Source organism: Micromonospora noduli (assembly GCF_003264365.1).
GTDB lineage: Bacteria > Actinomycetota > Actinomycetes > Mycobacteriales > Micromonosporaceae > Micromonospora > Micromonospora noduli.
Map to the genome: position 1 here is coordinate 179,759 of NZ_PYAK01000004.1, position 26,018 is coordinate 205,776.

At 70.9% G+C, this 26,018-nt stretch carries 20 protein-coding genes; 5 read left to right on the plus strand and 15 right to left on the minus strand.

The genetic code is table 11. From position 1 onward, the window contains the following. Positions 1-3 precede the first annotated feature (3 nt). A complete protein-coding gene (locus tag GUI43_RS05080; protein ID WP_170158676.1) occupies positions 4-720 on the minus strand; it encodes a YoaK family protein in 717 nt (238 codons plus the stop codon). A gap of 70 nt (positions 721-790) precedes the next feature. On the opposite strand from GUI43_RS05080, the gene GUI43_RS33430 reads away from it, so the two are divergent. Beyond that, positions 791-1,471, plus strand: a complete 681-nt coding sequence (locus GUI43_RS33430; protein ID WP_167457549.1) for a GntR family transcriptional regulator — start codon at positions 791-793, stop codon at positions 1,469-1,471. A 23-nt stretch (positions 1,472-1,494) separates the two neighbouring features. Here GUI43_RS33430 and GUI43_RS05095 read toward each other — a convergent pair whose 3' ends face one another. The 9 genes from GUI43_RS05095 to GUI43_RS05135 form a co-directional block, all read right to left on the minus strand. Then, entirely contained in the window at positions 1,495-3,285 is a 1,791-nt protein-coding gene (locus GUI43_RS05095; protein ID WP_112698128.1) for a gamma-glutamyltransferase family protein, read from the minus strand. Further along, positions 3,282-4,283 (minus strand): ABC transporter ATP-binding protein, encoded by a 1,002-nt coding sequence (locus GUI43_RS05100; protein ID WP_112589347.1) that lies wholly within the window; start codon positions 4,281-4,283, stop codon positions 3,282-3,284. Before GUI43_RS05100 ends, GUI43_RS05095 begins: the two co-directional genes overlap by 4 nt. Beyond that, positions 4,280-5,296 carry an ABC transporter ATP-binding protein gene (locus tag GUI43_RS05105; RefSeq protein WP_112602902.1) on the minus strand — a complete coding sequence of 339 codons (1,017 nt, stop codon included), beginning with the start codon at positions 5,294-5,296 and terminating at the stop codon, positions 4,280-4,282. The genes GUI43_RS05100 and GUI43_RS05105 overlap by 4 nt, the downstream gene beginning before the upstream one ends. Then, positions 5,293-6,180 (minus strand): ABC transporter permease, encoded by an 888-nt coding sequence (locus GUI43_RS05110; protein ID WP_112698129.1) that lies wholly within the window; start codon positions 6,178-6,180, stop codon positions 5,293-5,295. Before GUI43_RS05110 ends, GUI43_RS05105 begins: the two co-directional genes overlap by 4 nt. Continuing rightward, entirely contained in the window at positions 6,177-7,133 is a 957-nt protein-coding gene (locus tag GUI43_RS05115) for an ABC transporter permease (RefSeq protein WP_091399352.1), read from the minus strand. The genes GUI43_RS05110 and GUI43_RS05115 overlap by 4 nt, the downstream gene beginning before the upstream one ends. Before the next feature lie 6 nt (positions 7,134-7,139). Beyond that, positions 7,140-8,816: an ABC transporter substrate-binding protein gene (locus tag GUI43_RS05120; RefSeq protein WP_112698130.1), complete on the minus strand. Its 1,677-nt coding sequence runs from the start codon at positions 8,814-8,816 to the stop codon at positions 7,140-7,142. Positions 8,817-8,933: 117 nt separating this feature from the next. Then, complete coding sequence (locus GUI43_RS05125) at positions 8,934-10,121, minus strand: MFS transporter (RefSeq protein WP_211326641.1); 1,188 nt, start codon at positions 10,119-10,121, stop codon at positions 8,934-8,936. Between the two features lie 232 nt (positions 10,122-10,353). Continuing rightward, positions 10,354-14,388: a discoidin domain-containing protein gene (locus tag GUI43_RS05130; RefSeq protein ID WP_112698132.1), complete on the minus strand. Its 4,035-nt coding sequence runs from the start codon at positions 14,386-14,388 to the stop codon at positions 10,354-10,356. A gap of 167 nt (positions 14,389-14,555) precedes the next feature. Beyond that, positions 14,556-15,122 (minus strand): TetR/AcrR family transcriptional regulator, encoded by a 567-nt coding sequence (locus GUI43_RS05135; RefSeq protein ID WP_249037652.1) that lies wholly within the window; start codon positions 15,120-15,122, stop codon positions 14,556-14,558. A gap of 112 nt (positions 15,123-15,234) precedes the next feature. Between GUI43_RS05135 and GUI43_RS05140 the strand changes: the two genes are divergently transcribed. Further along, positions 15,235-16,635, plus strand: coding sequence for an MFS transporter (locus GUI43_RS05140; RefSeq protein WP_112698133.1), 1,401 nt, complete (start codon positions 15,235-15,237; stop codon positions 16,633-16,635). Positions 16,636-16,851: 216 nt separating this feature from the next. After that, entirely contained in the window at positions 16,852-17,484 is a 633-nt protein-coding gene (locus GUI43_RS05145; RefSeq protein WP_112698134.1) for an MBL fold metallo-hydrolase, read from the plus strand. Positions 17,485-17,713: 229 nt separating this feature from the next. Here GUI43_RS05145 and GUI43_RS05150 read toward each other — a convergent pair whose 3' ends face one another. Genes GUI43_RS05150 through GUI43_RS05165 form a run of 4 tightly spaced genes read right to left on the minus strand, consistent with a single transcriptional unit; the run spans position 17,714 to position 22,703 of the window. Then, complete coding sequence (locus GUI43_RS05150; RefSeq protein ID WP_112698135.1) at positions 17,714-19,648, minus strand: Na+/H+ antiporter NhaA; 1,935 nt, start codon at positions 19,646-19,648, stop codon at positions 17,714-17,716. Positions 19,649-19,691: 43 nt separating this feature from the next. Further along, entirely contained in the window at positions 19,692-21,197 is a 1,506-nt protein-coding gene (locus tag GUI43_RS05155; protein ID WP_112698136.1) for a tripartite tricarboxylate transporter permease, read from the minus strand. A 20-nt stretch (positions 21,198-21,217) separates the two neighbouring features. After that, entirely contained in the window at positions 21,218-21,679 is a 462-nt protein-coding gene (locus tag GUI43_RS05160) for a tripartite tricarboxylate transporter TctB family protein (protein ID WP_112679933.1), read from the minus strand. Position 21,680: 1 nt separating this feature from the next. After that, on the minus strand, positions 21,681-22,703 hold the full coding sequence (locus GUI43_RS05165) for a tripartite tricarboxylate transporter substrate-binding protein (RefSeq protein WP_112589330.1): 1,023 nt from the start codon (positions 22,701-22,703) through the stop codon (positions 21,681-21,683). A 144-nt stretch (positions 22,704-22,847) separates the two neighbouring features. On the opposite strand from GUI43_RS05165, the gene GUI43_RS05170 reads away from it, so the two are divergent. Together GUI43_RS05170 and GUI43_RS05175 are read left to right on the plus strand one after the other, a co-directional pair. Further along, complete coding sequence (locus GUI43_RS05170; RefSeq protein WP_112698137.1) at positions 22,848-23,531, plus strand: response regulator transcription factor; 684 nt, start codon at positions 22,848-22,850, stop codon at positions 23,529-23,531. A gap of 6 nt (positions 23,532-23,537) precedes the next feature. Beyond that, positions 23,538-24,959 carry a sensor histidine kinase gene (locus GUI43_RS05175; protein ID WP_112698138.1) on the plus strand — a complete coding sequence of 474 codons (1,422 nt, stop codon included), beginning with the start codon at positions 23,538-23,540 and terminating at the stop codon, positions 24,957-24,959. Positions 24,960-24,971: 12 nt separating this feature from the next. Here GUI43_RS05175 and GUI43_RS05180 read toward each other — a convergent pair whose 3' ends face one another. Next, a complete protein-coding gene (locus tag GUI43_RS05180; protein ID WP_112698139.1) occupies positions 24,972-25,916 on the minus strand; it encodes a TAXI family TRAP transporter solute-binding subunit in 945 nt (314 codons plus the stop codon). Positions 25,917-26,018: the final 102 nt, after the last annotated feature.

Consider the following 26,018-nt stretch of genomic DNA (forward strand, 5'->3'; position numbering starts at 1 on the left):
CGCTCAGACCCGCATCCGCGCGGACACGGCGATGACGAGCAGCAGCGGCACGATCAGCAGGGCCGGGGCGACGACCGGCAGGTGCAGGGCGACCAGCGCGCCGACCGCCGCGCCGACCATGAGGGCCAGCAGCACCTGAGCCTTGGGGCGCAGGCTGGACCACGGGCTGCGCGCGGCGACCCCGGCGATCAGGCTGGTGAGGGTGCCGGTCAGGTAGGTGGAGGACAGGCCGGACACGCCGAAGCGTTGGATCGCACTGCTCTGCACGCCCAGCGCGACAGCGGACAGCATCAGCAGCGCCAGGTGGACACCCGCGTCGGGGGTGTGCAGGGTGACCTCCCAGACGACGGCGAACACCACGAACACCGACAGCTCCAGGACCAGCGCCCAGGTGACCCGCCGGGGCCAGACCGGATCGTCGGGCTGTGCCGAGCCGACGACGCGGGCGCCCGCGAGGACACCGACGATGAAGCTGACGATGGCGCAGCCCGACGTCAGAGCCAGGTCGGCCTCGCCCCGGCCGGCCGAGAGCCCGAGCAGGACCATGTTGCCGGTCATCACGCTGGCGAAGGCGCCGCCGAGAGCGAGAAAGCCGAGAGCGTCGGCGCTGCCGGTGAGGAAGGTGAGGACGACAACGAGCGCCTGCCGTCGCCGCAGCAGGCGCTCGTCTCGGCGCGGAGCGACGCGGGGGTGGGTGACGCGGGGCGCTGTGCTCGACACTGTCGGCCACCTTCCAGTAATTGTTCTTCGTATACACTTTGTTCGGACACGTTCACGGAGAGGCGACCAGGTGGCTGAAGACCTACGGGACAAACTCGGCGCGCAACACCTGCCGCTACGCGATCAGGTCCTCGCCGCGCTGCGGACCGCCATCATCGACGGCGACTACCTGCCCGGGGAACGGCTGACCGAGGACCGGCTCGCCGAGGACTTCGGCGTCTCCCGCAACCCCGTCCGGGAGGCACTGCGCGTCGCCGAGGCCGAGGGGTTCGTCGTGATCCTCCCCCGCCGGGGAGCGGTCGTCGCCTCACCGAGCAGCGGGACCATCACCGACATGTTCGCCGTGCGCCAGCGCCTGGAGACGCTGGCCGCCCGGCTGGCCGCCGAGCGGGCCACCGCAGCCGACGTGGCGTCCCTGCGCGCTCTTCTCGACCAGGGCCGCGAGGCGACGCAGCGCCACGACCTGGCCCGGGTCGCCGAACTGAACAGCACGCTGCACCTGCGCATCCTCCAGATCAGCGGAAACCCCTGGCTGTCGTCGATCGCCAAGTCGCTCTACCTCCATGTCCAGTGGGTCTTCCGGCTCGGGGCGGCCGAACGCGCGCCACACTCGTGGGCCGAGCACATCCAACTCGTCGACGCCATCGAGTCAGGCGACGGCGACCGCGCCGAGCGGGCCGCGCTCGACCATCTCGACGCGGCATCCGCCGCGGCGTACGAGAACGCCGAAGGCGGCTACGGCGCCCGCTGACGGGCACGCGGCTGCGGCATCGGCTACCGGCCGCACGCGTAGCCCTGCATCCCCCGAGGGTTGGCGCCGGCCGCCAGCACTCCCGTCGCCGGGTCACGGGTCACCGCGCAGAGCCGACCGAGGCTCCACCCGTCGGTGACCCGCACCTCGTGCCCGTACGCCCGCAGGGCCGCGAGCACGCCCTCGTCGAACCGGTCCTCCACCACCAGGACACCGGGCTCCATGTCGCGGGGATAGAACGACCCCGGCAGGCTGACCGTGTGCCACGCCGGCGCGTCGATGGCCTCCTGAAGGCTCTGCCCACCGACGAGGTGCCGCAGCAGAAATGGCAACTGCCACTGGTCCTGCTGGTCGCCACCGGGGGTGCCGCAGGCCAGCACCGGCTCGCCGTCGCGGTGCACCATCGTCGGGCTCAACGTCGTACGCGGGCGGCGGCCCGGCGCCAGCGACGAGGCGAGCCCCTCCTCCAGCCAGAACATCTGCAACCTGCTGCCCAGCGGAAAGCCCAGCTCCGGAATCGTCGGGGAACTCTGCAACCAACCGCCGCTGGGCGTCGCGGAGATCATGTTGCCCCAGCGGTCGACCACGTCCACGTGACAGGTGTCGCCCCGGGTCACCCCGTCCGCCTGCACGGTCGGCTCCCCCGTCGTCGGGTCTGTCGGATCGGCACGCCGGGTGGCGCCGGGTCGGACGTGGGCGGGCAGGCGCGGCTGCGCCCCGTCCGGGCGCCCCGGCCGCAACTCCGCCGACGCGCGGTCGCCGATCAGGGCGGCCCGCTCCCGTGCGTACTGCGGTGAGAGCAGCGCCTTGGCGGGCACGTCGGCCCCGTCGCCGTACCAGGCCTCCCGGTCGGCGAAGGCGAGCTTGAGCGCCTCGACCTGGGCGTGCACACCCGCCGCGGTCGCCGGGTCGTACGCGCCCGGGTCGTCGAGCGCGTCCAGTGTGGCCAGCGACTCCAGCAGCACCGGGCCCTGGCCCCAGAAACCGGTCTTCGCGACCGAGTAGCCGTGCCAGTCGAGGGTGGCGGGCGGCTCCCAGCTCGCCGAGTACGCGGCCAGGTCGTCGCCGGTGACCAGCCCGGCGTGCGGGCGGCCACTGGAGTCCTGGAACGGTCGCCGGCTGAACGCGTCGATCGCCTCGGCGACGAAACCCGTGCTCCAGGCCCGGCGCGCAGCCTCGATCTGGGCCTCCCGGTCGACGCCGGCCGCCCGTCCCGCCTCGACGAGCCGGCGCAGGGTGTCCGCGTACGCCGGGTTGGTGACCAACTCCCCCGCGGCCGGTGGCCGGCCGCCGCGCAGCCAGAGCGCGGCGGAGGTGGGCCAGTGTTCCTCGAACAACGACCGGACGGCCGCCACTGTGTCACCGACCCGGCCCACCAGCGGGTGCCCGGCGCCGGCGTAGCCGATCGCCGGCTCCAGCACCTCGGCGAGCGTGAGCGTGCCGTGCTCGCGCAGCAGCAGGAGCCAGGCGTCCACCGCGCCGGGTACGGCCGCCGCGAGCGGCCCGGCACCCGGGATGAGGTCCATCCCGAGGGACCGGAAGTGCGCGATGGTGGCGCCGGCCGGCGCCGGCCCCTGCCCGCACAGCACCTTCGGTCGGGGGTCCTGCGCGGTGGCCACGATGGCCGGCACCTCGCCGCCCGGCCCGTTCAGGTGCGGCTCGACGACGTGCAGGACGAAACCGGCGGTGACCGCGGCGTCGAAGGCGTTGCCCCCGCGTTCCAGGATGCCCATCGCCGACTGGCTGGCGAGCCAGTGGGTGGAGGACACCATGCCGAAGGTGCCCTGCAACGTGGGTCGGGTGGTGAACGTCATGACAACACCTCACTGGGATCTGCGGTACGAACGTCGGGACCGGTGCCGTCCGGCCGGACCAGGTGGCACGCGGCCATGCCGTCGCCGATGGCGGTCTGCGCCGGCACCTCCGTCGCGCACCGGTCGAAGGCGAGCGGGCACCGGGTCCGGAACCGGCAACCGGACGGCGGGTCGAGCGCGGACGGCAGGTCGTCGCCGAGCAGCACCGGCTGGCGGTGGCGCTGACGCACCGGGTCGGCCACCGGCGCGGCGGAGAGCAGCGCCTGCGTGTACGGGTGTGCCGGCCGGGCGAAGATCCGCTCGCGGCTGCCGGTCTCGACGAGTTGACCCAGGTACATGACCGCGATGTCGTCGGCCAGGTACTCGACAGCGGAGAGGTCGTGGGTGATGAAGAGGCAGGCGAACCCGATGTCGCGTTGCAGGTCGGCGAGGAGGTTGAGCACCGACGCCTGCACTGACACGTCGAGCGCGCTGGTGGGTTCGTCAGCGATGAGCAGCATGGGCTCGGAGATCAGGGCCCGCGCGATGCTGACCCGTTGGCGTTGCCCGCCGGAAAGCTCGTGGGGGTAGCGACGGGCCACCTCGGCGCGCAGGCCCACCCGTTCGAGTTGGGGGGCGACGCGGGCGTCCCGCTCGCGCCGGGAGATCCGCTTGCCGGCCAGCCGCAACGGCTCGGCCACGATCTCGCCCACCAGCATGCGCGGGTCCAGTGACGCGGCCGGGTCCTGGAAGACGATCGACACCGCGCCGCGATGGGGACGCAGTCGCCGTCGGGACAGGTGGGTGACGTCCGTGCCCGCGATCCGGACAGTTCCCGCCGTCGGTTCGACGAGCCGCACCACGCATCGGCCCACTGTGGACTTGCCGGAACCGCTCTCCCCCACCAGGGCCGTGACCCGGCCCCGGGGGATGGTCAGGGACACCCCGTCCACGGCACGCACCGGGCCGAAGTGCATCACCAGGTCCGCGATCTCCAGGGCGTTCGGCTGCGGCGTCATCGGTTCGCCTCCTGAGCTGCCGTCGGTGCTGTGAGGCAGGGGTGCCAACAGGCCGCGACATGGTCGGTGCCACCGACATCCTCCAACGGCGGGGCGGCCGCCCGGCACTGCTCGTCGGCGGCCGGGCAGCGATCCGCGAAGGTGCAGGCGTCGGGTTGGCTGGCCAGGACGGGCACCAGCCCGGGGATCTCGGTCAACCGGTCGGTCCCGGCGTGCCGGCCCGGCTGCGGTGACGCCGACAGGAGCCCGGCCGTGTACCGGTGCCGTGGGTGGGCGAACAGGTCGTCCACCGGCGCCCGTTCCACCACCCGGCCCGCGTACATGACGACGACGCGGTCCGCGATGTCGGCGATCACGCCGAGGTCGTGGGTGATGATGAGGACGCTCGTGCCGAGCCGGTCGCGCAGGTCCCGCAGCACCTGGAGGATGCCGGCCTGGACGGTGACGTCCAGCGCGGTGGTCGGCTCGTCGGCCACCAGCACCTTCGGGCCGCAGGCGACAGCCATCGCGATCATCACGCGCTGGCGCATGCCGCCGGAGAGTTGGTGCGGATAGTTGTCGACCCGCTGGGCGGCGGACGGGATCCCGACGAGCGTCAACAGCTCGACGGCGCGGGCCCGCGCCGCCCGTCGGGACATCCGTTCGTGGACCTGGAGCACCTCTCCGATCTGCCGACCGACAGTGAGCACCGGGTTCAACGACGTCATCGGCTCCTGGAAGATGTAGGCGATCTCCCGGCCACGGACCCGACGCAGGGCCGACTCGCGGGCCCCGACCAGCTGGGTGCCGTCCAGGCGCACCGACCCGGTGACCCGGGCGCTGCCCGGGAGCAGTCCGGCGATGCTCATCGCGGTGACGCTCTTACCGCACCCCGACTCGCCCACCATTCCGACGATCTCCCCGGCTGCGAGGTCCAGGCTGACCCCGTCGACCGCCGAGACGGTGCCGGTCTCGGTCGGGAACGACACCGACAGGTCACGGATCTCCAGCACGGGCGCGGAGGCGGTGGTCATCGCCGGTCTCCCTTCGGGTCGAGGGCGTCGCGCAGGGCGTCACCGAAGACGTTGAACGCCAGCGCCAGACCCATGATCACCACGCCGGGGAAGACGGCGGCCCACGGTGCGCGGGCGGCGAACTGCTGGGCGGTGGCCAGCATGGTGCCGAGACTGGGCGCGGGTGGCTGGATGCCGAGGCCGAGGAAGGACAGCACCGCCTCGCCGAGGATCGCGGCCGGGATGGCGACAGTGGCCTGCACCAGGATCACCGAGGTCGCGTTCGGCAGGATGTGCCGGGCCAGCACCCACAGGTCGCTCGCGCCGTCCACGACGGCCGCCGCGACGAAGTCCAGCGACTTGAGGCGCAGGGTGTCCGAGCGGACGACCCGGATCACCCCGGGGATCTGGGCGATGCCGATGGCCACCGCGGCGTTGCCGAGGCTGGCGCCCCGGATGGCCGCCAACCCCACTGCCATGATCAGAAACGGAAACGCCAGCAGCAGGTCGGTGAAGCGCGAGATCACCGCGTCCCAGGCCCGGAAGTAGCCGGCGGCGAGCCCGAGCGGCACCCCGATGACCAGTGATGTGGCCACCGCCAGGAGCCCCACCTGCAACGACGCTCTCGCGCCGAGCATGATGCGGGAGAGGACGTCCCGGCCGAGGTCGTCGGTGCCCAACAGGTGCCCGGCGGTGCCGGGAGGTGCGAACGTACGGGCGAAGTCGGTCTGGTCGACCGAGTAGGGCGCGAGCCAGGGCGAGAGCAGCGCGATGACACCTGCCAGCGCGAGCACGACGAAGCTCACCACGGCGAGCGGGTTGCGCCGCAGCCGCCGCAGCACCCGGGTACGCCTGGTGATGCTGGCGGCGCCGGTCTCCGCCATCGGTACGGTGAGGACGGTCATGCCGGATCTCCCGTCACCCGGATGCGTGGATCGATGACCGAGTAGAGCAGGTCCACGAAGAAGTTGATCACGATGTAGGCGGCGGCGGTGAGCAGGACGACGGCCTGGATCACCGGGTAGTCCCGTTGGAACACCGCGTCGATGGTCATCTTGCCGAAGCCCGGCAGCCCGAAGATCTGTTCGGTGACGACCGCGCCCGAGATCAGCCCGCCGAGTTGGAGACCCACGACGGTCACCACCACGATGAGGCTGTTCCGCAGGGCGTGCCGGGTGATGACGGCGCGCGGGCGCAGCCCCTTCGCCTTCGCCGTGCGGACGTAGTCGGAGGAGAGCGAGTCCAACATCGCCGACCGGGTCTGCCGCATGATGATGGCGGCCAGGCCGGTGCCGAGGATCACGGCCGGCAGGACGATGTGGTGCAGGTTGTCCACGGGGTCCTCCAGAATCGGCACGAAGCCGGAGGCGGGGAAGAGCCCGGTCGCCACGGACAGGTAGAGGATCGCCAGCAGCCCCAGCCAGAAGTGCGGCACCGACAGGCCGATCAGGGCCAGGCCGTTGGCGAGCCACTCCGCCGGACGTCCACGACGGACCGCCGCGAGCACCCCGGCGCCGACGCCGAGCGCCGCCGCGATGAGGATCGCCAGGACGGACAGCTCGACGGTCACCGGCAGAGCGGTCGTGAGCATCGACGAGACCGGCGTACCGGTGCGGATCGACACCCCGAAGTCGCCCTGTGCCATGCGCTCCACGTACTGGGCGAACTGCACGGGCAGCGGCTGGTCCAGCCCGTAGTGCCGGCGGATGGCCTCCAGGGCCTCCGGCGACCGGTCCTCCCCGGCCAGGGCGAGGGCCGGGTCGCCGGGGAGCGCCCGTACGCCGACGAAGACCACGATCGTCGACAACAGCAGGGTCAGCGCCGACTGCCAGGCGCGGGTGAGCAGATACCGGGCCACGGCGGACTACTTGCCGAAGCCGGCGAAGGCCGCCCGGATCACGCCGTCCGGGTAGACCTGAAGGCCCTGGATCTGCTTGCTGACGGCGGTCAGGTTGCGCTGCCGGTAGAGGTAGATCAGGGCGTCGTCCTGCTGGAGCAGTGTGACCGCCTGCCCGTACAGCTTCCTGCGCTCCTCCACGTCGCCGGCCTGTCGGGCCTGGGTCAGCACTGTGTCGAGCTGCGGGTTGCTGTAGCCGGCGACGTTCTGGCTGGCGCCGGTGCCGACGAAGTTCGTGATGTTGGCGTCCGGGTCGATCCGGCCGCTCCACCCCAGTTGCAGCAGCTCGAAGTTGCCGCGGTCCTGCTCGTCGAGGAGCGACGAGTACTCCACCGGGTTGATCTTCAGGTCGAAGCCGCCGTCCTTGACCATGGACTGCAACGCCTGGGCGAGACGCAGCGTGTCGGGGGTGTTCGAGGCGAGCATCGTCACCGTGTACGGCGTCTGCACGCCGGCCTCGGCCAGCAACTGCTTGGCTTTGGCGGGGTCGTGCGCCGGGCAGGTCTGCGCCTCGGGGGACGAGAACGTGCTCGCGGGCGAGATCGGGGAGCAGGCGGCGGCGTGCAGACCGTTGAAGACCGCGTCGACCAGGGCCTTGCGGTCGATGGCGTGCTCGAAGGCCTGCCGCACCTTGGCGTTCTGGGCGAGGGGGCGGTTGATGGGCTTGGGGGTGGTGCCGACGCCGTCGACGTTGCCGACGTTGATGGTCAGACCCTGGTAGCCGAGGGACTGCGACTGGAGGACGGAGACCGCCGTGTCCTGCCGGAGCGAGGCGACGTCCTGGGTGGATACCGAGTCGGCGACCTGCGCGTCGCCGGAGCGCAGGTTGGCGGCGCGGATGCTGGCGTCGGTGAGGATCCGCCATGAGATGGCGTCCAGGTGCACCTTGCTCGCGTCGTAGTAGTTCGGGTCCCGCACCACCTCGACGGAGTTCTGCGGCACCCGCTTCGCGAACTTGAAGGGGCCGACGCAGACCGGCGCCGAGGCGAATTCGTCGCCCAGGGTCCGCAGCGCCTGCGCACTCATGATCATGCCGGCCCGGTCGGCGAGGGCCCCGAGCAGCGGTGCGAACGGCTGCTTCAGCCGCAGGACGACTGTCTGCGCGTCCGGGGTGTCGACGCCGTCGATGGGGCCGAGTTCGCTCTTGCGCGCCGACCGCGCGTTGGTGAGGTGGCGTTGCAGTGTGGCCTTCACCGCGGCCGAGTCGAACGCCGTGCCGTCCGCGAAGCGCACCCCGGGTCGCAGTGGAATGGTCACCGTCCGGCCGTCGCCGCTCGTGGTGGGCAGCGCCGTCGCGAGCTGCGGTACGACCTGCGCCTGTTCGTTGACGTCGTAGAGCTTCTGGCACATTGCCTGGAAGACGTAGCGGGAGTAGAGGCTTCTCGACAGCGTCGGGTCCAGCGCGTCGGGCTCGGCGGAGAGGGCGATGACCAGCTTGCCGCCCTGCTTCACGGCGGCGGGGTCGGCGGGCGTACCGAAGGAATCCTGGCCTGCCGACTGGTCGCCGCCGGACGGGTCGCCGCCTTCGTTGTTCGACACCGGTGAGCAGGCGACGACAGTGCAGACGACGGCGGCCGCCGCCACCGCGACCCGGAGCACCCGGCGGCGGGGCAGGCTCGTTTCGCGGACGGAGAGGTTCGTCATGGAGAGCTCCTCAAGTGGGCGATTCCGGGAGCGTATGTTGTATACGATGACCGCCGCAAGACCTCCGTAAATGGCTCGTCAGGCACCCCGGGCGCCCTGAACAGGCCCGACCGGCGATCAGCTCGCGGGCCGCGTCCGGCCGCCCCGAACCAGGCTGAGCAGGACGACCAGCGCGAGCACCGCCACCACCGCGCTGAAGATCTCGCCGGCCGGGCGCAGACCGATCGTCTGGATCAGCAGACCGACCCCGACCGCGGGCACACCGAGCATCGCGAACAGGATGGCGAAGAACGTCGACACCGCCTCGGCCCGGTGCTTCGGTTCGGTCTTCATCGTGATCGTCGCGATGCCGTCGCCGACCGCCACCCCGGACGCGACACCGATGATCGCCGCGCTGATGAGCAGCGTCGCCAGCAACGCCATCCACATGCTGAATGCGAGCAGGCCCGCCCCCACGACCAGGCCGGCGCAGGCGCTGGCCAGCGCGGCGCGCGAGGACAGCACGCGGGTCAGCAGCTGACCGAACGCCGCGCCGGCGAACGCCACGAAGACCACCAGCGCGGCCAGGGTGTGTGAGGTCTCGTGCAGGACCATGCCGAGGAACAGCCCACTCACCGACGTGAGCACACCGAGAGCGGCGAAGCCCGCGCCAGCGGTGATCGCCGAGCGGACGAAGGCGCCGCGGATGGTCGCCGGCACGTGCAACCGCTGGACCCGCACTGTCACCGGCGAACGTTCCCGGACCGTCTCCGGCACCCCGCGCAGCGCGATGATCGCGATAAGCGCCAGGATCAACACGATCACCCAGGGCAGGCGGAGCGGTTCGGGTGCCACGTCCGACACGATCCCGGACAGCAGGGTGCCGGTGGCCAGGCCGCCCAGGTTCGCGAAGATCGATACGGTGGCGGCACGCTTCGGGTGCCGAGGGTCGATCAGCTCCGCCAACGCCGCGGTCGCCGTGCCGATGATCAGTGCGGCGGACAGCCCGGCGAGCACCCGACCCACGATGATCATCGCCAGGTCCACGGCGGCCAGGAACACGGCGTCGGCGGCGACCGAGAGCAGCAGCGCGATGAGGATGACCGGGCGTCGGCCGATCTGGTCGGAGAGCCGACCGAAGACCAGCAGCCCGACGACGACTCCCAGCGCGTACAGCGCGTAGACCACTGTCACTGTCAACGACGAGAACCCGAACTCCAGCTCGTAGAGCGGGTAGAGCGGCGTCGGCACTGTGGTGCCCACGAGCGTGATCCAGAACGCGAACGCGACCCGTACCGCCCCGGACGTGGAACCGGACCGTGTCACACGTACAGCATGAATCTCGGTTCCGAGCCGAGGTGCGGTAACGGACCTAATCCCCCGCATCAGGTGGCAACGCAGGGGTCACGGTGGGAAGCGGCGCGCCATGCGCGTCGGCTGGCCCGGCATGTCGATGTGCTGTAGAGCGGTATACCTCAGAGGCATATTTATACCTCTGAGGTATACCGCTCAATACCGCATCCGCCCGCAGAGCCAGCAAGCCTCGCAGCGCCCTCGTCTAGGAGTTGTACGCCTGTGCGGTCACCGTGACCTGGCGGGCGAGGCCCGACCGGGCAGGCCAGGAGATCCGCACCTCGCGGCTCTCCCCCGGCAGGAGCCAGAAGTAGTTGTCGTCGTAGCGGGCCGGCAGAACCCGCTCACCGCGCTGGTCGCGTACGGCGAGCCGCACCAACGCGGCGACCGTACGACCCTGGTTGCGGACCGTCGTGGTGACGGTGTTGCGCCCGTCCACGACGCGCACCGTGCTCGACGACGTCGACAGTCGGGTGCTCGGCACGTCGTTGAGCGCCCGCAACTGCTCGGCCTTGTCGTAGCGCCAGTAGGTGTTCTCCGCGAGAAGTCGGTCCCGGCTGTCCCGCAGCTCCAGTCGCACCAGGTGCAGCCCGCCCCCGTCCGGCGCGGCGAGCGGGAAGACCGCCGTGGTGGCCGAGCGGGCCACGTCCACCCGCTGACGCTGGGGCGAACCCAGCGACCGGCCGCTCAGGTCGTAGCGTCGGGCGCTGACCGTGACCCCGCTGAGCGGGGCGGCGGTGTGGTTGACCACCCGGACCTGCCAGGTGCCCGGGTCGGCCTGGACGTGCACCGGTTCGCACCCCTTGCGCGCGCCGTAGTAGGCGCCGTTCACGTCGAGGTCGTAGTCGTAGGTCTGCCAGACCGTGCTGTGCCACGCCGGGTGCGACATCCACAGCAGCAGACCGGTGGCGTCCTGCCACAGGTTGGCGTTCCACGCCTCGAACATCGCGCGGTGGCTCTCGTAGTTGACGAACTGCGCCCGGGTGGCGAACTCGTCGAGCGAGTCGGACTCACCGAGCCGGGCGTCGATCGCCGCCTGGTACGTGCCGACACGCTGGTTACCGATGGTCGACCAGTCGTGGTAGTTCCACACCTCACCGATCGGCCACTCCGGCGCGTCACCGACGAGGTTGCGCATGCTCTCGACCACCGACACCACCGGCATGCCGATCTCGGTGTGAAAACCGAACGCGCCAGTGTCGTAGGTGTTCCTGTTGTTGTACGTCGCCGGCTCCACCCAGTGGTACGGACCGTGGCCGCTGACGATGCCGCCGGCCGAGTTGGGGATGTAGAGGATCTCCGGGTGCTCGGTGGCCGCGGCCTGCTTGAGCCCGGCGTCCACGATCGGCGGCGGGTCACCCTCGTTCGCGCCGCACCACACGACGATGCTCGGGTGGTGGCGGAACCGCCGGATCGTGTCGGCGGCGATGTCGACGTAGCCGGGCGGGTTGGGCAGGAACGCGCCCGCCTGCCAGAAGTCGTTCCACACCAGGATGCCCTGCTCGTCGCAGGCCTGGTACAGCTCCTCGCGGTTGCTGCTGCCGAGCCAGTTGCGGATCATCGTGAAGTTCATGTCGCGGTGCATCTCGACGGTGTCGGCCAGCCGGTCGGGCAGCACCCGACGCAGCAGCTCGTCCCAGCCCCAGTTGCCGCCCCGGGCGAACACCGGCACACCGTTCACGCTGATCTTGAGTTGGGTGACGGCGTTGCTGACCGACTTCACGTCGGTCCACCGCTGCCCGTCGTCCGACACCTGGATGACGAAGTCGCGGGCGTACGCCTGCTCCCAGACGATGGTGACCTGGTCGAAGCTGACCGGAGCGCCGAGGTCGACCTGGATCCACTGGTTGTCCTCGAACTTTGACGACCAGCGGGTGCGGGGGTTGCCGTCGACGGCCCGGTCCGGGCCGTTGGAGTCACTGTCGGACGACGACGCGGTAGCGGTCCGTCCCAGAGCCAGGTCGAGGTCCGGCTCGGCCTGCCGCTGCACCGAGAGCGCCCACATGGACACGCCCCACGAGGTCACCCGCGCGCCGGTCTGGATGCGCAGGTGCTGCGTGGTCTGGCTGGCGAACGTCTCGACCTGGGTGGCGCGGCTGCCCAACGGGGTGTCGTTGCTGACCGACGTCACGTCCTTCCAGGCGTCCCCGTCGGCGGAGACCTGGACACGGTAGTCCAGCGCGTACGCCTGCTCCCACACGATGGTGACCCGGTCGAAGTCGACCGCCGCGCCGAGATCGACCTGGATCCACTGGTTGTCCTCGGCCTGCGAGGCCCACCGGGTCGCCGTGTCGCCGTCGACGGCCTTGCCGGGACCGTTGCCGTCGTTCTCCGACGACGACGCGCTGGCGTCGCGGCGCAGTGCGAGATCCGGGCCGGTGCCGTCGGCCACCGACAGCGAGAACATCGAGATGCCCCACCCGGTGGCGCGCTGGCCGGCCTGGATGCGCACGTGCCGGGCGTGCTGCCTGTCGAACGTGACCGTCTGGGTCGCCGCGCCGTCGACGAACTCCAGCGCAGGCTTGCCGGGCGGCGAGATGACGATCGGCTGGTGCCAGTCGTAGGCGAACTCGCGGACACCGAAACGGAGCGCACGCCGGTCGCTGACCGAGCGCTTCACGGTGGCGGTGAGCGTGAGGTCGTACAGGTGGGGGTCGCCGTAGCCGTTGGGCCACCAGAGCTGCGGGTTGCGCAGCCGCAGCGCGCGGAAGCGCTCCGGCGTGAAGGTGACTGTGGTGCTCCCGCCGGCGGGGACGGTCACTGTGGACTCGACGCGTACCTTGTCGAACTCGGCGCGGACGGTGACAGTGGTGGCGCTGGTCGCCGCGTTGCGGACCGGCACCCGGATGGTGACCTCGGCGGTGTCGGTGCCGGGCAGGTCGGGCAGTGTGGTCTGCACGTGTGGGTCGCCGATGACCACGGCGCCGGTGCTGCGCAGGCGGACGTGGTCCCAGAGGCCGGTGACCCGGTCGCGGACGGCCGGCATCCAGTCCCACCCGGACACCGCCAGGTAGGTCGGCGCGTCAAGGTAGTGGTGGGCAGACTGGAGGAAGGTACGACCGTCGGGGCCCTTGTCGCCGGGCGTGCCCGGGTGCGGCATCGGGGTGACCCGGACGGCGAGGACGTGCTCGCCACGGTGACCGGCGAGGGCGTCAGTGATGTCGAAGGCAGCCCGCGCGAACGGGTGCTTGACGTTGCCAACCTGCACGCCATTGACCCAGGCGGTCGCCTCGTGGTTGATCCCGTCGAACTCCAGCCAGATCCGTCGGCCGGCCGAGGTGTCCAGGTCGCGCGGCAGCCGCAGCGCGCGCCGGTACCACCAGGTGTGCCGGGACAGCGCCTCCGGGATGCGCATGTTGTTGAAACCGGCCACCGGGTCGGGCAGGTGACCCTGCTCGACGAGGGTGCCCAGCACGGTGCCGGGCACCGTCGCCGGCAGCCAGGACCGGACGTCGACGCCGGCGCGGGAGAGTTCGGCGCCGTCGGCGGTGCCGGCGAAGTCGTCCATCGTCAACGACCAGCCCGACTCCAGCGGCACCGTGCCGTCGGCGGCGACCCTCAGCTCGGGGGCCGGGCCGGTGTTGCCGCCCTCCCAACTGGTCCAGCCCTCGACCTTCGGCCGGCCGGCCAGCGGTACGCCGTAGACCTGGAAGCCGTTGAGGCCCACCGGGTTGCTGTTCGAGCGCTTCGTGGCGGTCATCCGGATCCACCGGGCGGTGACCGGTTCGGGCAGCTTGATGGTCTGCGCGCCGCCCTGGCCCTCGCTGGTCTCGTACACCGACCGCCAGGCACGGCCGTCGGTGGAGACCTCGATCCGGTACGCCGTCGCGGCGCTGGAGAGGATCTCGTCGCCGTCGGTGTCGGTGTAGTTGCCATCGAACGGCCCGTCGGTGAGCGTGGCCTCGAAGACCAGGGAGACGGCCTCGATCCGGCACAGCGCCTGGAGGTCCACCGAAATCCACTGTGGATCGCCATTGGCGGCGCGCCATCCACTCCCCCGTACGCCGACCTGCGGCAGGCCGTCCACGGCGAAGGCCGCCGGCGTCGGCGCGTAGTCGGTCGAGGAGACCGTGACCGGGCGGTACCGGGCCAGGTCGGTGGGGGTGGGGGTGGCGGTCGGCGCCGGCGCTGCGGCGGACGCGAGGGCGTCCGGGAGGGCCGCGGTCACCCCGACCGACGCCAGCAGCGTCGCGCCGGCGGAGAGGAAGGTACGCCGGGAAACCGGCGATGGCTCGGACATCTTGCCTCCAGACATGACAACGTTGTCAGATGGCGGGGGTCTCTGACAACGTTGTCAGATGGTGGCCCGATGTTTCCTGAGAGTCAAGGGTCCGAGTCCATCGTGATTCCCCGAACACGTTCCGCAGCTGTTCCACTTCGGACATCGACCCGCAGGCAGGCCTGAGGTCACTCCGGCTGCGCGCTCAGCCCGTCCAGGGCGACAGCGAGCACGTGATCGCGCTGGTCGGCGCGGGGGAAGTGCCCGGAGGCGATAGCGCTGGTCAGGCGCATGACGTCGTCGATGGTCACGTCGGCGCGCACCTCGCGCGCCCGCTGGGCCCGCTCCAGCAGCGGCCCACCGGCGGCGTAGAGCGCCCGCCGACACTCCAGGTAGGCGGTGGACTCCCGGTTCAGGCCGGCGGCCAGCGGTTGCTTCGCCCCGATGTACTCCACGAAGCGCCGCAGCCATGCGTACAGGCCGTCGCGTGGGGCGAGCCTCTCCGCCTCCCCGGCGGTCGCGCACACCGCCTCGACCTCGGTGACGTAGACGTTCTCGATCAGCACCTCCCGGGTCGGGAAGTTGCGGTAGAGCGTCGCGATGCCCACCCCGGCCCGGCGGGCGATCTCCTCCAGCGGAGCTTCCGCGCCCTGCTCGGCGAAGGCGACCCGGGCAGCCGCCAGGATCGCGTCGTAGTTGCGGGCGGCGTCTGCCCGGTGCGGGCGGGCCACGCGCAGGTGGGTGAGGGCCGTCACGATGCCGATGTCTCCCAGCGCTAGCAACCGGAGGCCAGCTATCACTAGAGTGATAGCAAGCCTCCACTTATTCGGAGGTCTCCTATCAGTCTAGTCCGAAAGTAGGCGGACCATGTCTCCGACTCCCGCTTCCCGTCGCGGGATCCCCTTGGCGCTCATCCTCGGCTCGCAGCTCATGATGACGCTGGACACCTCGATCATCACGACCGCATTGCCGCACGTGCAACGGCAGTTCGGCTTCTCCCAGTCCGGGCTCTCCTGGGTGCAGAACGCCTACGTCCTGGCGTTCGGTGGCCTGCTCCTGCTCGGCGCACGAGCCGGTGATTTGCTCGGCCGCCGCCGCGTCTTCCTCGCCGGGATCACACTGTTCACTGCGGCGTCCCTCGCCGCCGGCCTCGCTCAGGGCGGCAGCTGGCTGATCACCGCCCGCGTCGTGCAGGGTCTCGCCGCCGCGCTCGCGGTGCCCTCCACGCTCGCGCTGCTGGTCGCCGACCACCCCCAACCGGGGGCCCGAGCCAGGGTGATCGCCCTCTACAGCGGGGTCATCGGCGCCGGCGGCAGCGTCGGCATCGTCATCGGCGGCGTCTTCACCGACCTGCTCTCCTGGCGCTGGGGAATGCTCGTCAACGTTCCGATCGGCATCGCCATCGCGCTGCTCGCACCACGGTTCCTGATCGAGACCGAACGCCGTGCCGGCACGTTCGACCTCGGCGGGGCGTTGACCTCCACCGTCGGCATGACCGCCCTGGTGTACGGCTTCATCCAGGCCGCAGCGGTCGGCTGGGGCGCACCGACCACCGTGGTCGCGTTGGGCCTCGGCACCGGCCTCCTGACCGCCTTCGTGCTGATCGAGCACCGGGCACCGCAACCCATCACCCCACTGCGACTCTTCCGCAGCCTGGAGCGCTCCGGCGCGTACGCCGGGCGGATCCTCATCGTCGGCGCGACCTTCTCCACCTTCTACTTCCTCAGCCAGTACCTCCAGGAGGTGCTGCACCTCAGCGCCCTACAGACCGGCTTCGCGTACGTGCCCATCACCGGCATGTTCTTCGCCATGGTGTACGCCATCCGGCCCCTGCAGAACCGGCTCGGCCGTCCCATCCTGCTGGTGGCGTCCCTCGTCCTCGCGCTCGCCGGCATGGCGTGGCTGTCGCGCATCTCCACCGGCTCCAGCTACTTCCCGGACGTGCTGCTGCCCCTACTGGTGATCGGAATCGGCCAGGGCATCGCCATCATCCTGATGACCCAGGGCGGCGTCGCCGGAGTCGAACCGCAGGACGCCGGCGCCGCGTCCGGCCTCGTCAACGTCGCCCACCAACTCGGCGGCTCACTCGGCATCGCGATCCTCACCATCGCGTACACCCGTGCCAGCTCCGCCACCGACCCGACGGCGGGCTTCCACGCGGCCTTCACGGGCGCGGACGTCTTCTTCCTGATCGCCCTGGCCCTGGCCGTCGTCGTGGCCGTCGCGGGCCGCCGCGCCAACCGGCTCGCCGCCCTTCCGGTCACCTGACCGCCAGCGCGGGCGGCGAGGCTGCGAGAGTGCCGGACTGCGGGTACGCGGCCGTGGACTGCGGGACCTTGGTGGTGACTCCGCGGGTCCTCGCGGCGCAGGGGCGGCAGGCTTGACGGGTTGCCTTTGGAGCTGATGTCCCAAACGAATCAGGCCGCCCGACACAGCCTGATCGAGCAGACCCCCGCCTTCGACCGTCCCTGCCATAGTGGGCGCATGCGGTTGATCAAGTATGGCCACGCCTGTGTGCGCCTCGAGGCGGACGACCGTGTGCTGGTAATCGACCCGGGGACGTTCTCGGAGGCCGAGGCGCTCGACGGGGTCGACGAGGTGCTGGTGACGCACGAGCACCCCGACCACCTCGACATCGCCAAGCTCGTGGCGGCGAGTCAGCGCAACTCCGCGTTCCGGGTGTACCTACCGTCGGCAGCGATCGAGTCGGCCCCCGAACTGGGCAGCGCAGCGGTCGCCGTCGACGCGGGGCAGCGGTTCACGGCGGCCGGGTTCGCCGTCGACGTCGTGGGCGGGGAACACGCCGAGATCTACGACGGTCTGCCCGGCTGCGCCAACGTCGGTTTCGTCGTCGACGGCACGGTCTACCACCCGGGCGACTCGCTGTTTGTCCCGCCGTCGCCGGCGGCGACGCTGCTCGTGCCGGCTGCCGCACCCTGGCTCAAGCTCAGCGAGGCGTTGGACTTCGTGCGGGCGGTGCGGCCGAAGCGGGCGTTCCCGATCCACGATGCCACGCTCAACGAGCTCGGCCAGGAGTACTTCGACGGCTGGTTGGACCTCAAGGGCGGCACTGAATACGCGCGCATCCCGGTCGGGGAGTCGGTGACAATCCGCTAAGCCGTCACCGACCCACGCTCCTGGCCGGCGATGCGGCAACAACCCATGCTGTCCACGCGCCGCCTGGGCGGTGATGTCGTCAACGATTCAGCTCCAAAGGCAGCGACCGCCACCTCCTCCACCCGCGCGGCAGCACCCGCACAGCTGCCGATCGGACCCGAAGGCTCGTCGGCGACCCACTCCGTACCCGTTGACCACCGCGCCGGGTGGCGACCACGCGCCCGCGCGATCAGCTCGCCGGGCCGGTCTCCCGGCGGCCGGGATTCCGAGGGTGGTACTCGGGGCGGAGCTTCGCGCTCGCGAACGCCGACTTCACCGCCGCCGAGAGCGCGGCGATGTCGTACGCGCCGTGGTGCCGCCGGCCGTTGATGAAGAAGGTAGGGGTGCCGGTGACGCCGCTGAGGTCGGCCGAGTCGACGTCCTCGGCGATCCGGTCCACGCCCATTCGCTTCACCATGTGCTCCCGGAACCCGTCCAGGTTCAGGCCGAGCTGTTCGGCGTAACCGAGCAGGTCGGTGGGGTTGAGAGCGTCCTGGTGGGCGAGCAGCAGATCGTGCATCTCCCAGAACGCTCCCTGCTCCCCCGCCGCCTCGGCGGCCTCGGCGGCGAGTTGGGCATGGGGGTGGACGTCGGTGAGCGGCAGGTGCCGCCAGACGTACCGGATGTTGGCGAAGTCCGCCAGCAGCTCCCGGACCACCGGCTCGGCCTGCCCGCAGTAGGGGCACTCGAAGTCGCCGTACTCCACCACCGTCACCGGCGCCTCAAGCGACCCCCGCAGGTGGTCGCGCTCCGCGTCGACCGGCAGCATCAGGTCGACGATCCCCTCGGCGACGCCCAGCAGCGCGCGGGTCCGCCGCGCCGGCGAGAGCCGTCTGACGGAGCGGAACACCAGCCAGGTGACGAGGGACGCGCCGAGCGTCGCCACGAGGATGCCGAACTTCGCCTCGTCAAGGGCCGGGCCGCTCAGGGCATGGGTGGCGATCAGGAGCGCGACGGTGAAGCCGATGCCGGAGATCGTGCCGACCCCCGCGACGGCAACCCAACCGACGGGCGGCCGGAACCGGTTACCGCTCAGCCTGGTCACCAGCCACGCGGCGACCACGATCCCGGCGGGCTTGCCGACGACGTACGCGACCACGACCCCCAGCGTGACCGGAGAGGTCACGGCCCGGGCCAGCAGGTCGCCGTCGATCACGATGCCGACGTTGGCCAGCGCGAACAGTGGCACCACCACGTAGCTCGCCAACGGGTGGTAGAGCGTCTGCAACCGTTCGTTGGGCGACAGCGCCGAGGTGAGCCCGGCCCGTGCCATCCGGGCGAGCTGCGGGGTGGGCTGTTCCCGGAAGAGGCGGAACTGGTCGCTGGCCCGCTGCAGATCGCTGCGGCCGGGAGCGTAGGCGTAGGTCAGCAACCCCATCACCAGACCCACCGCGACCGGGTCGACACCGGACATCGAGACAGCGAGCCAGGCCGCCACCCCGAGCAGCGCGTAGACCGGGCCGAACCGCACCCCGCAGCCCCGCACTAGCAGTACGACGCCGAAGATCGCCGCCGCGACGATCAGCGCCGTCAGCGAGGGGTGGTGCGGGTACGCGATGGCCAGCACCGCGATCGCCACCACATCGTCGACGACGGCGACGGTCAGCAGGAAACCCCGCAGCCGTTCCGAGAAGCGCGGCCCGAAGACGGCCAGCGCTCCGAGCGCGAGCGCCGTGTCGGTGGCCATCACCGCGCCCCAGCCCGCCGCGGTGGTGTGCCCGGCGTTGATGGCGAGGTAGATCGCGATCGGCACGAGCATGCCGCCGACCCCGGCCAGTATCGGCAACGCCAGGCGACGCCGCTCCCGCAACTCGCCGATGTCGAACTCGCGGCGCAACTCCAGCCCCGCGACCAGGAAGAAGAACGTCATCAGGCCGCTGTTGATCCAGGTACGCACGTCATGCGCCACCTGCCAGTCGCCGAGCCGGATCGACAAGGAGGTGTTCCAGACCGACTCGTACGACGATGCGCTGAGGTTCGCCCAGCCGAGAGCCACCACCGCGGCGATCAGCACCACCCGCGCGCCGCCGGTCTCGGTACGCAGGAACGAGCGCAGCGGGGCGTTGAACCGCCTGTCCCAGACAGTCCGGCTGGTCCAGCCCCGGGGCGTGTTGTCGCTCGTCACGGGAACAATCTTCGTCGACCTGACCGTCACGTGGTCCGGATTGCTACTCCTCCTCGGCGAAGACGACAGCGCGGCGCCGGCGGATCGTCGGCAGGACGGCGACGACGAGCGCGGCGAGCGCCAGGGCCAGCAGCGCGGCGGAGATCGGCCGGGTCACGAAGACCGACGGGTCGCCGCGGGAGATGATGAGCGCGCGGCGCAGGTTCTCCTCCAGCAGCGGGCCGAGGACGAAGCCGAGCAGCAGGGGCGCCGGCTCGCACCCGCACTTGATCAGGACGTAGCCCAGGATCCCGAAGAACGCGATGGCGTAGACGTCGTACGCGTTGAAGTTCAGTGAGTAGGTGCCGATCGCGGCGAACAGGATGATCATCGGGAAGAGCACCTGGTACGGGATGCGCAGCATGCGCACCCAGAGGCCGATCAGCGGCAGGTTCAGCAGCAGCAGGAGCACGTTGCCGATCCACATCGACGCGATCAGGCCCCAGAACAGCGCCGGCTCGTCGTTGATGACGTTCGGGCCCGGGGTGATGCCGTGGACGATGAACGCGCCGATCATCAGTGCCATCACCGGGTGGGCGGGCAGGCCCAGGGTGAGCAGCGGGATGAACGAGGTCTGCGCGGCGGCGTTGTTCGCCGACTCGGGGCCGGCGACGCCCTCGATCGCGCCCCGCCCGAACTCCTGCGGACGCTTCGAGATGCGCTTCTCGACCGCGTACGAGGTGAACGAGGCCAGCACGTGGCCGCCGCCGGGCAGGACACCGAGCGCGGCGCCGAGACCGGTGCCACGCAGGATCGGGGCGACGATCCGACGCCGGTCCTCGCGGGTCGGCCAGAGGTTGGTCACCTTGCTGACGATCACCGTACGGGTCTGCTCGTTCTCCAGGTTGCGCAGGATCTCGGCCACCCCGAACAGGCCCACGGCGACCGACACGAAGTCGATGCCGCCGTACAGCTCGCGCTGCTCGAACACGAAGCGGGGCGTACCGGTGTAGATGTCCTGGCCGACCGTGCCGAGCAGCACGCCGAGCGCGATCATCGCCAGTGCCTTGAGCGCCGTGCCCCGCGCCAGCGCGATCGACACGATCAGGCCGAACAGCACGAGTGAGAAGTAGTCGGCCGGGCCGAACTTCAAGGCGACACTGGCCAGGGGCGGGGCCGCTGCGGCCAGCGCCACGGTGGCGACCGTACCCGCGACGAAGGACCCGATCGCCGCGGCCGCCAGGGCGGGGCCGGCCCGGCCCTGACGGGCCATCTCGTGCCCGTCCAGTGCGGTGACCGCCGCTGACGACTCACCGGGCAGGTTGATCAGGATGGCGGTCGTCGAGCCGCCGTACTGTGCCCCGTAGTAGATGCCGGCCAGCATGATCAGTGCGGTGACCGGCTCGAAGCTGAACGTGATCGGCAGCAGCATCGCCACCGTGGCCGTGGGCCCGATGCCGGGCAGCACGCCGACCGCGGTCCCGAGCAGCACTCCCACGAAGCAGTAGAGGACGTTCTGGACCAGCAGGGCCGTCGAGAAGCCCAGCGCGAGGTTGTCGAGGAGTTCCATGCCTCAATCCGGTTGCCGCGTCAGAGGCCCAGCCAGGGGCCCCACAGCGGGATCCGCAGCTGAAGTCCGACGACGAAGATGAGCGTGCTGGCCACTGTCAGCCCGGCGGCCACGGCCACCGCCGTGAGCAGCCGTACGCGTGCGCTGGCCAGGGTGGTGAGCAGTGCGGTCACCGCCGTCGTCGGTACGAACCCGAGTCGCCGGATGGTGAACCCGAAGAACAGGACCGCGAGCACGATGACGGCGACCGCCCGCCACGGGATCGGCCCGAACGAGATCACCTCACCGGCGATGAGCCCCTTGCCGGCGATCGCCAGGCCCAGGGCGACCACGGCCGCGCCGACCAGCAGCGGGAAGGCGCCCGGGCCCATCCGTGTCGGGGTGCCGAGCTCATAGCCGAGCGCCCCCACCACGAATGCGCCACCGATCAGGACGAAGATCCCCCCGGCGAGGACGTCCGGGAACGACCGACGGCGCTCCACCTCAGGAGACCTTGACCCCGGAGTCGGCAATGATCTTCGCCCAGGTGCCGAGTTGCTCGTCGAGCTTCGCCCGGTGCGCGTCCGGGGTCGCGTCCTGGGCCGGGACCGGCGCGGTGCCCAGCTTGGCCATCTGGTCGATGACCCCCTGGTCGGCCAGCGCCACCTTCAACGCCTCGGAGAGCTTCTGGACGATCTCCGGCGGCGTGTCGGCCGGAACGTAGAGACCGTGCCACACGCTGACCTTCAGCTGCGGCAACCCGGCCTCGGTGGTGGTCGGCAGGTCGGGAAGGCTCTTCACCCGCTCGGGCGTGGTGACCGCGTACGCCTTCACCTTCCCCGCGGCGATCTGGCCGCTGGTGTTCGTCGTCTGGTCGCACATGAAGTCGACCTGCCCGCCGACGAGGTCGGTCAGGGCGGGGCCGGTGCCCTGGTACGGCACCTCCTGGAGCTTCACACCGGTGGTGCTCTGGAACAGCAGGCCGCACAGGTGCGACGCGGCGCCGATACCGGCGTTGGCCAGCGTGACCTTGCTGGCGTTGGCCTTCACGTGGGTCACCAGGTCCTGGAGCGTCGCGGGCGCGAAGTCCTTGCGGGCGACGATCGTCATCGGCACCTCGGTGACGAGCCCGACCGTCTCGAAGTCCTCCAGGGGCTTGTAGCCCAGGCTCTTGTAGAGGGCGGGCGCCGTCGACATGCCGATGTGGTGCATGAGCACTGTGTAGCCGTCCGGCCTGGCCCGCGCGACATCGCCGGCGCCGACAGTGCCGCCGGCACCCTCGACGTTCTGGACGACGATCTTGCCGCCGAGCTTCGCGGCCATCGGCCCGGCGATCATCCGGGTGACAGTGTCCGTCGGGCCACCCGCGCTGAACGGCACGACGATCGTGATGTTCTCGTCCGGGTAGTTCGCGGCGTCCCCTCCTCCGGAGGCACCCCCGTTACCCGAACAGGCGGCGGCGAGCGAGACGACACCGATCGCGGCGATCATCCGCGCGGTGGCCCGGTACCTGCTGGTCGTTCGCATACGGCGACCTCCCCATCAACGCATGGACATCCCTCGGCAAGTTGGTGGCCCCCAGTCTGGGCTGGTCGGGGCCCGGATGGTGTCAGAAAAATCCCAAGAACCGGGCCGGCACGAGCGCCGATCCGGGCCGTACACTTCGCCGGTATGCGGATAACCGTCATCGAGGATGACGACCGTGTGGCGCGGGGTCTGGTGACAGTCCTGACCCAGGCGGGCTTCGAGGTTCACCGCGTCGCCACCGCCGCGGAAGCCGAGCGCGCCGCGCCGTCCGACGTGGTCCTCGTCGACCTGGGTCTCCCCGACGGCGACGGGCTCGATGTGATCCGCAAACTGCGTGACCAGCCGCAGACCGCCGTCATCGCGGTGACCGCGCGGTCCGAGGAGCACGAGCGGGTCCGTGGCCTGCGCGCCGGCGCCGACGACTACATCGTCAAACCGTTCGGCATCCCCGAGTTGCTCGCCCGGATCGACGCCGTCCTGCGACGCACCCGGGCCGCTCGTGCCCTCGGCCAGGCCGACGAGCCACTCGTCCTCGGCCCGATGCGGATCGGCGTCGGCACCCGCGAGGTCACCGTCGACGGCACACTCGTGCCGTTGACCCGCAAGGAGTTCGAACTGCTCCTGCTCCTGGCCCGGCGGGCACCCAACGTGGTCAGCCGTGACGTCATCCTCGACCAGATCTGGGGCGCGACCTGGGAGTCGTCCAGCCGCACCCTGGACACCCACATCGCGGCGCTGCGGCACAAGCTGGGGCCCGACGTGGTCATCCGCACCGTCCACGGCGTCGGCTATCGGCTGCTGGCCGACCAGCCGGAGCTGATCGGCTGACGGGCCGTGCACCGCCGGCTGCTCGTCGTCCTGGTCCCCCTCGCCGTGCTGCTCGTCGCGGCGCTCGGGGTGCCGCTCAGCATCACCGTTGCCGAACGCGAGATGCAGGAGACGTACGTCAACCGGCTGAACGACGTCGGCCGGTTCGCCTCACTGGCCGAGACCGCGCTGTCGACCGGCCGCACCGAGGCGTTACAGCAGGAGCTGACGCGGTACCACGACCTCTACGGCATCCCGGTCGCGCTGATCGACACGTCGGGCGCGGTGCTGCTCGGCCCGGCCGACGCGTACCAGAAGGCGGCGCGCGCCGAGGCGGCGTTGCCGCGGATCGTCACCGCAGCGCTTGCCGGCGCCCGGTCCGAACCGTCCTGGGAGTGGGCACCCTGGGACGACTCCGCACTCGTGGTGGCGGAGCCGGTCGGCCGGGACAGTGAGGTCGTCGGCGCCGTCGTGACGATCTCCGACCTGTCCCGGACACGCGAGCTCATCCTCGTACGCTGGGCCCGGCTGGCCGGGCTCGGGCTGCTGCCGTTGCTCGCGCTGACGGCCGTCGCCTGGCCCGTGTCGGCGTGGGTGCTGCGGCCGGTGCGGAAACTCGACGCGGCGACCTCCCGGATCTCCGAGGGCGACCTGACCATCCGCGCCGACGCCGAGGCCGGCCCCATCGAGCTGCGGCGGCTGGCACGATCGTTCAACACGATGATGGACGCCGTCGAGAACGCGGCCCAACGACAGCGCGCCTTCGTCTCCGACGCGTCACACCAGCTACGCAACCCGCTGACCAGCCTCCGGCTCGCCGTGGAGAGCCTCGCACCACACCTGCGGCCCGAGGGCGACGGGCAGCAGGTGTACGACGTCGCCGTCGACGAGCTGAAGGCGATGCAGCGGTTGCTGAACTCGCTGCAGGCCAGCGCGCGGATGGAGAGCCTGCGCACGGCGTCGCCGGTGGACCTCGACGAGGTGCTGGCGACCCGGGTGGACCGGTGGCGGGCCCTGACCGCCACGGCTGGCCAGACCCTGACTGTCGACGTACCCCCGGGGTTGCGGTTGCTGGAGCCGCCGGGCGGCCTGGGCAGCATCCTGGACGAACTGATCAGCAACGCGTTGCGGCTGTCCGACGCGCAGGTCGTAGAGGTAACCGCGCAGGTCGTCTCCGCTGGTCCGGGCACCGTCACAGTTGCCGTTCGCGACGACGGCCAGGGCATCGACGTGTCCGAGCGGGCCCCGGCGGTGCAACGGTTCTGGCGCTCACCTCGGCACCAGAACGTGTCCGGGACCGGCCTGGGCCTGGCGATCTGCGCCGACCTCATCGGGGCGGCCGGCGGTGAGCTGCGGCTGGAGGAGGGCCTGCCGCGTCCGGACGGCTCCGGGCACGGGCTCGCCGCGGTGGTGGTGTTGCCGGTCGCTCCCGCGTCGGCGCCGGTCTGACGACCGCCGGGCTCAGCGTTTGCGGTCGCGGAACCAGGCCGCCGCCCCCGGGTGCAGCGGAACCGACGCGGTGGAGATTCCGGTACGCACGTTGATCTGCCACGCCTCCGGAAGGTCCTCGGCGCCATCACGACCAGCGGAGGTGATCGCCCCTGTGTGCCGGAAGACAGTGTCGGTGATGGCGTAGACCAGATCGGCAGGCAGGTCGTCGCGCGCCAGCAGCACGTTCGGCACGGCGACGGTGCGCGTCGCCGGGACACCGGCGTAGGCAGCCGCGTGGATCATGGCTGGGGCGTAGGGACCCGGGTACGCCGTGAAGAGCCCGTCCGCTTGCGCGTCCAACGGAATCAACCGGATCGGGTGCCGCTGCGCCAACTCGGTGATGGCGGGCGTCGGGACGCCGGTCAGGGAGAACATCGCGTCGATAGTGCCGTCGCGCAGCGCCCCTGCCGACCCGGCCTGGCTGAGGTTCCAGGCGTCGGCTTTGAGCGGACCGAGCTTCAGGACCCGCCGCGACGTGAACTCCGTGCCCGAGTCGTGCGCCCCGAGAGACACCCGCTTGCCCTCAAGATCCCGAAACTCGTCGATCGCCGAACCGGCCATCACCACGAGATGCAGATGGCTGTCGTAGAGCCGGCAGATCGCCGACAGCCCCCCGGGCGCGCTGCCGTCGCTGGTGATCAGCGCGTCCAGGCTGGTCAGCCCCAGGTGCACCTCGCCGGCCCGCAGCATCCGGATGTTGTCGGTGGACGCCCCGCTCGGCACTGTCGTCACCGTGGCACCCGGCACCTGCTCGGAAATGTGCTCGGCCAGCGCCCCACCGATCCGCCGGTAGACCGCCCCCGCCGGCCCGGTAGCCAGTCGCAGGTGGACCTCGTCCGTCTCAGGCTGCGGTGAGCAGCCGACGAGCAGCCCGCTGCCGGCCAGCAGCACCGCCCGCCGACTGAACCGCGTCATGCCGAGATGATACGGACGCCCCGTCCCATTGCGTCGATCTTGCAGTTCCGGTCGTCGTTATGCAGGTTCTGCGTTGTCACGAGGGTAAGTGCAAGATCGCGC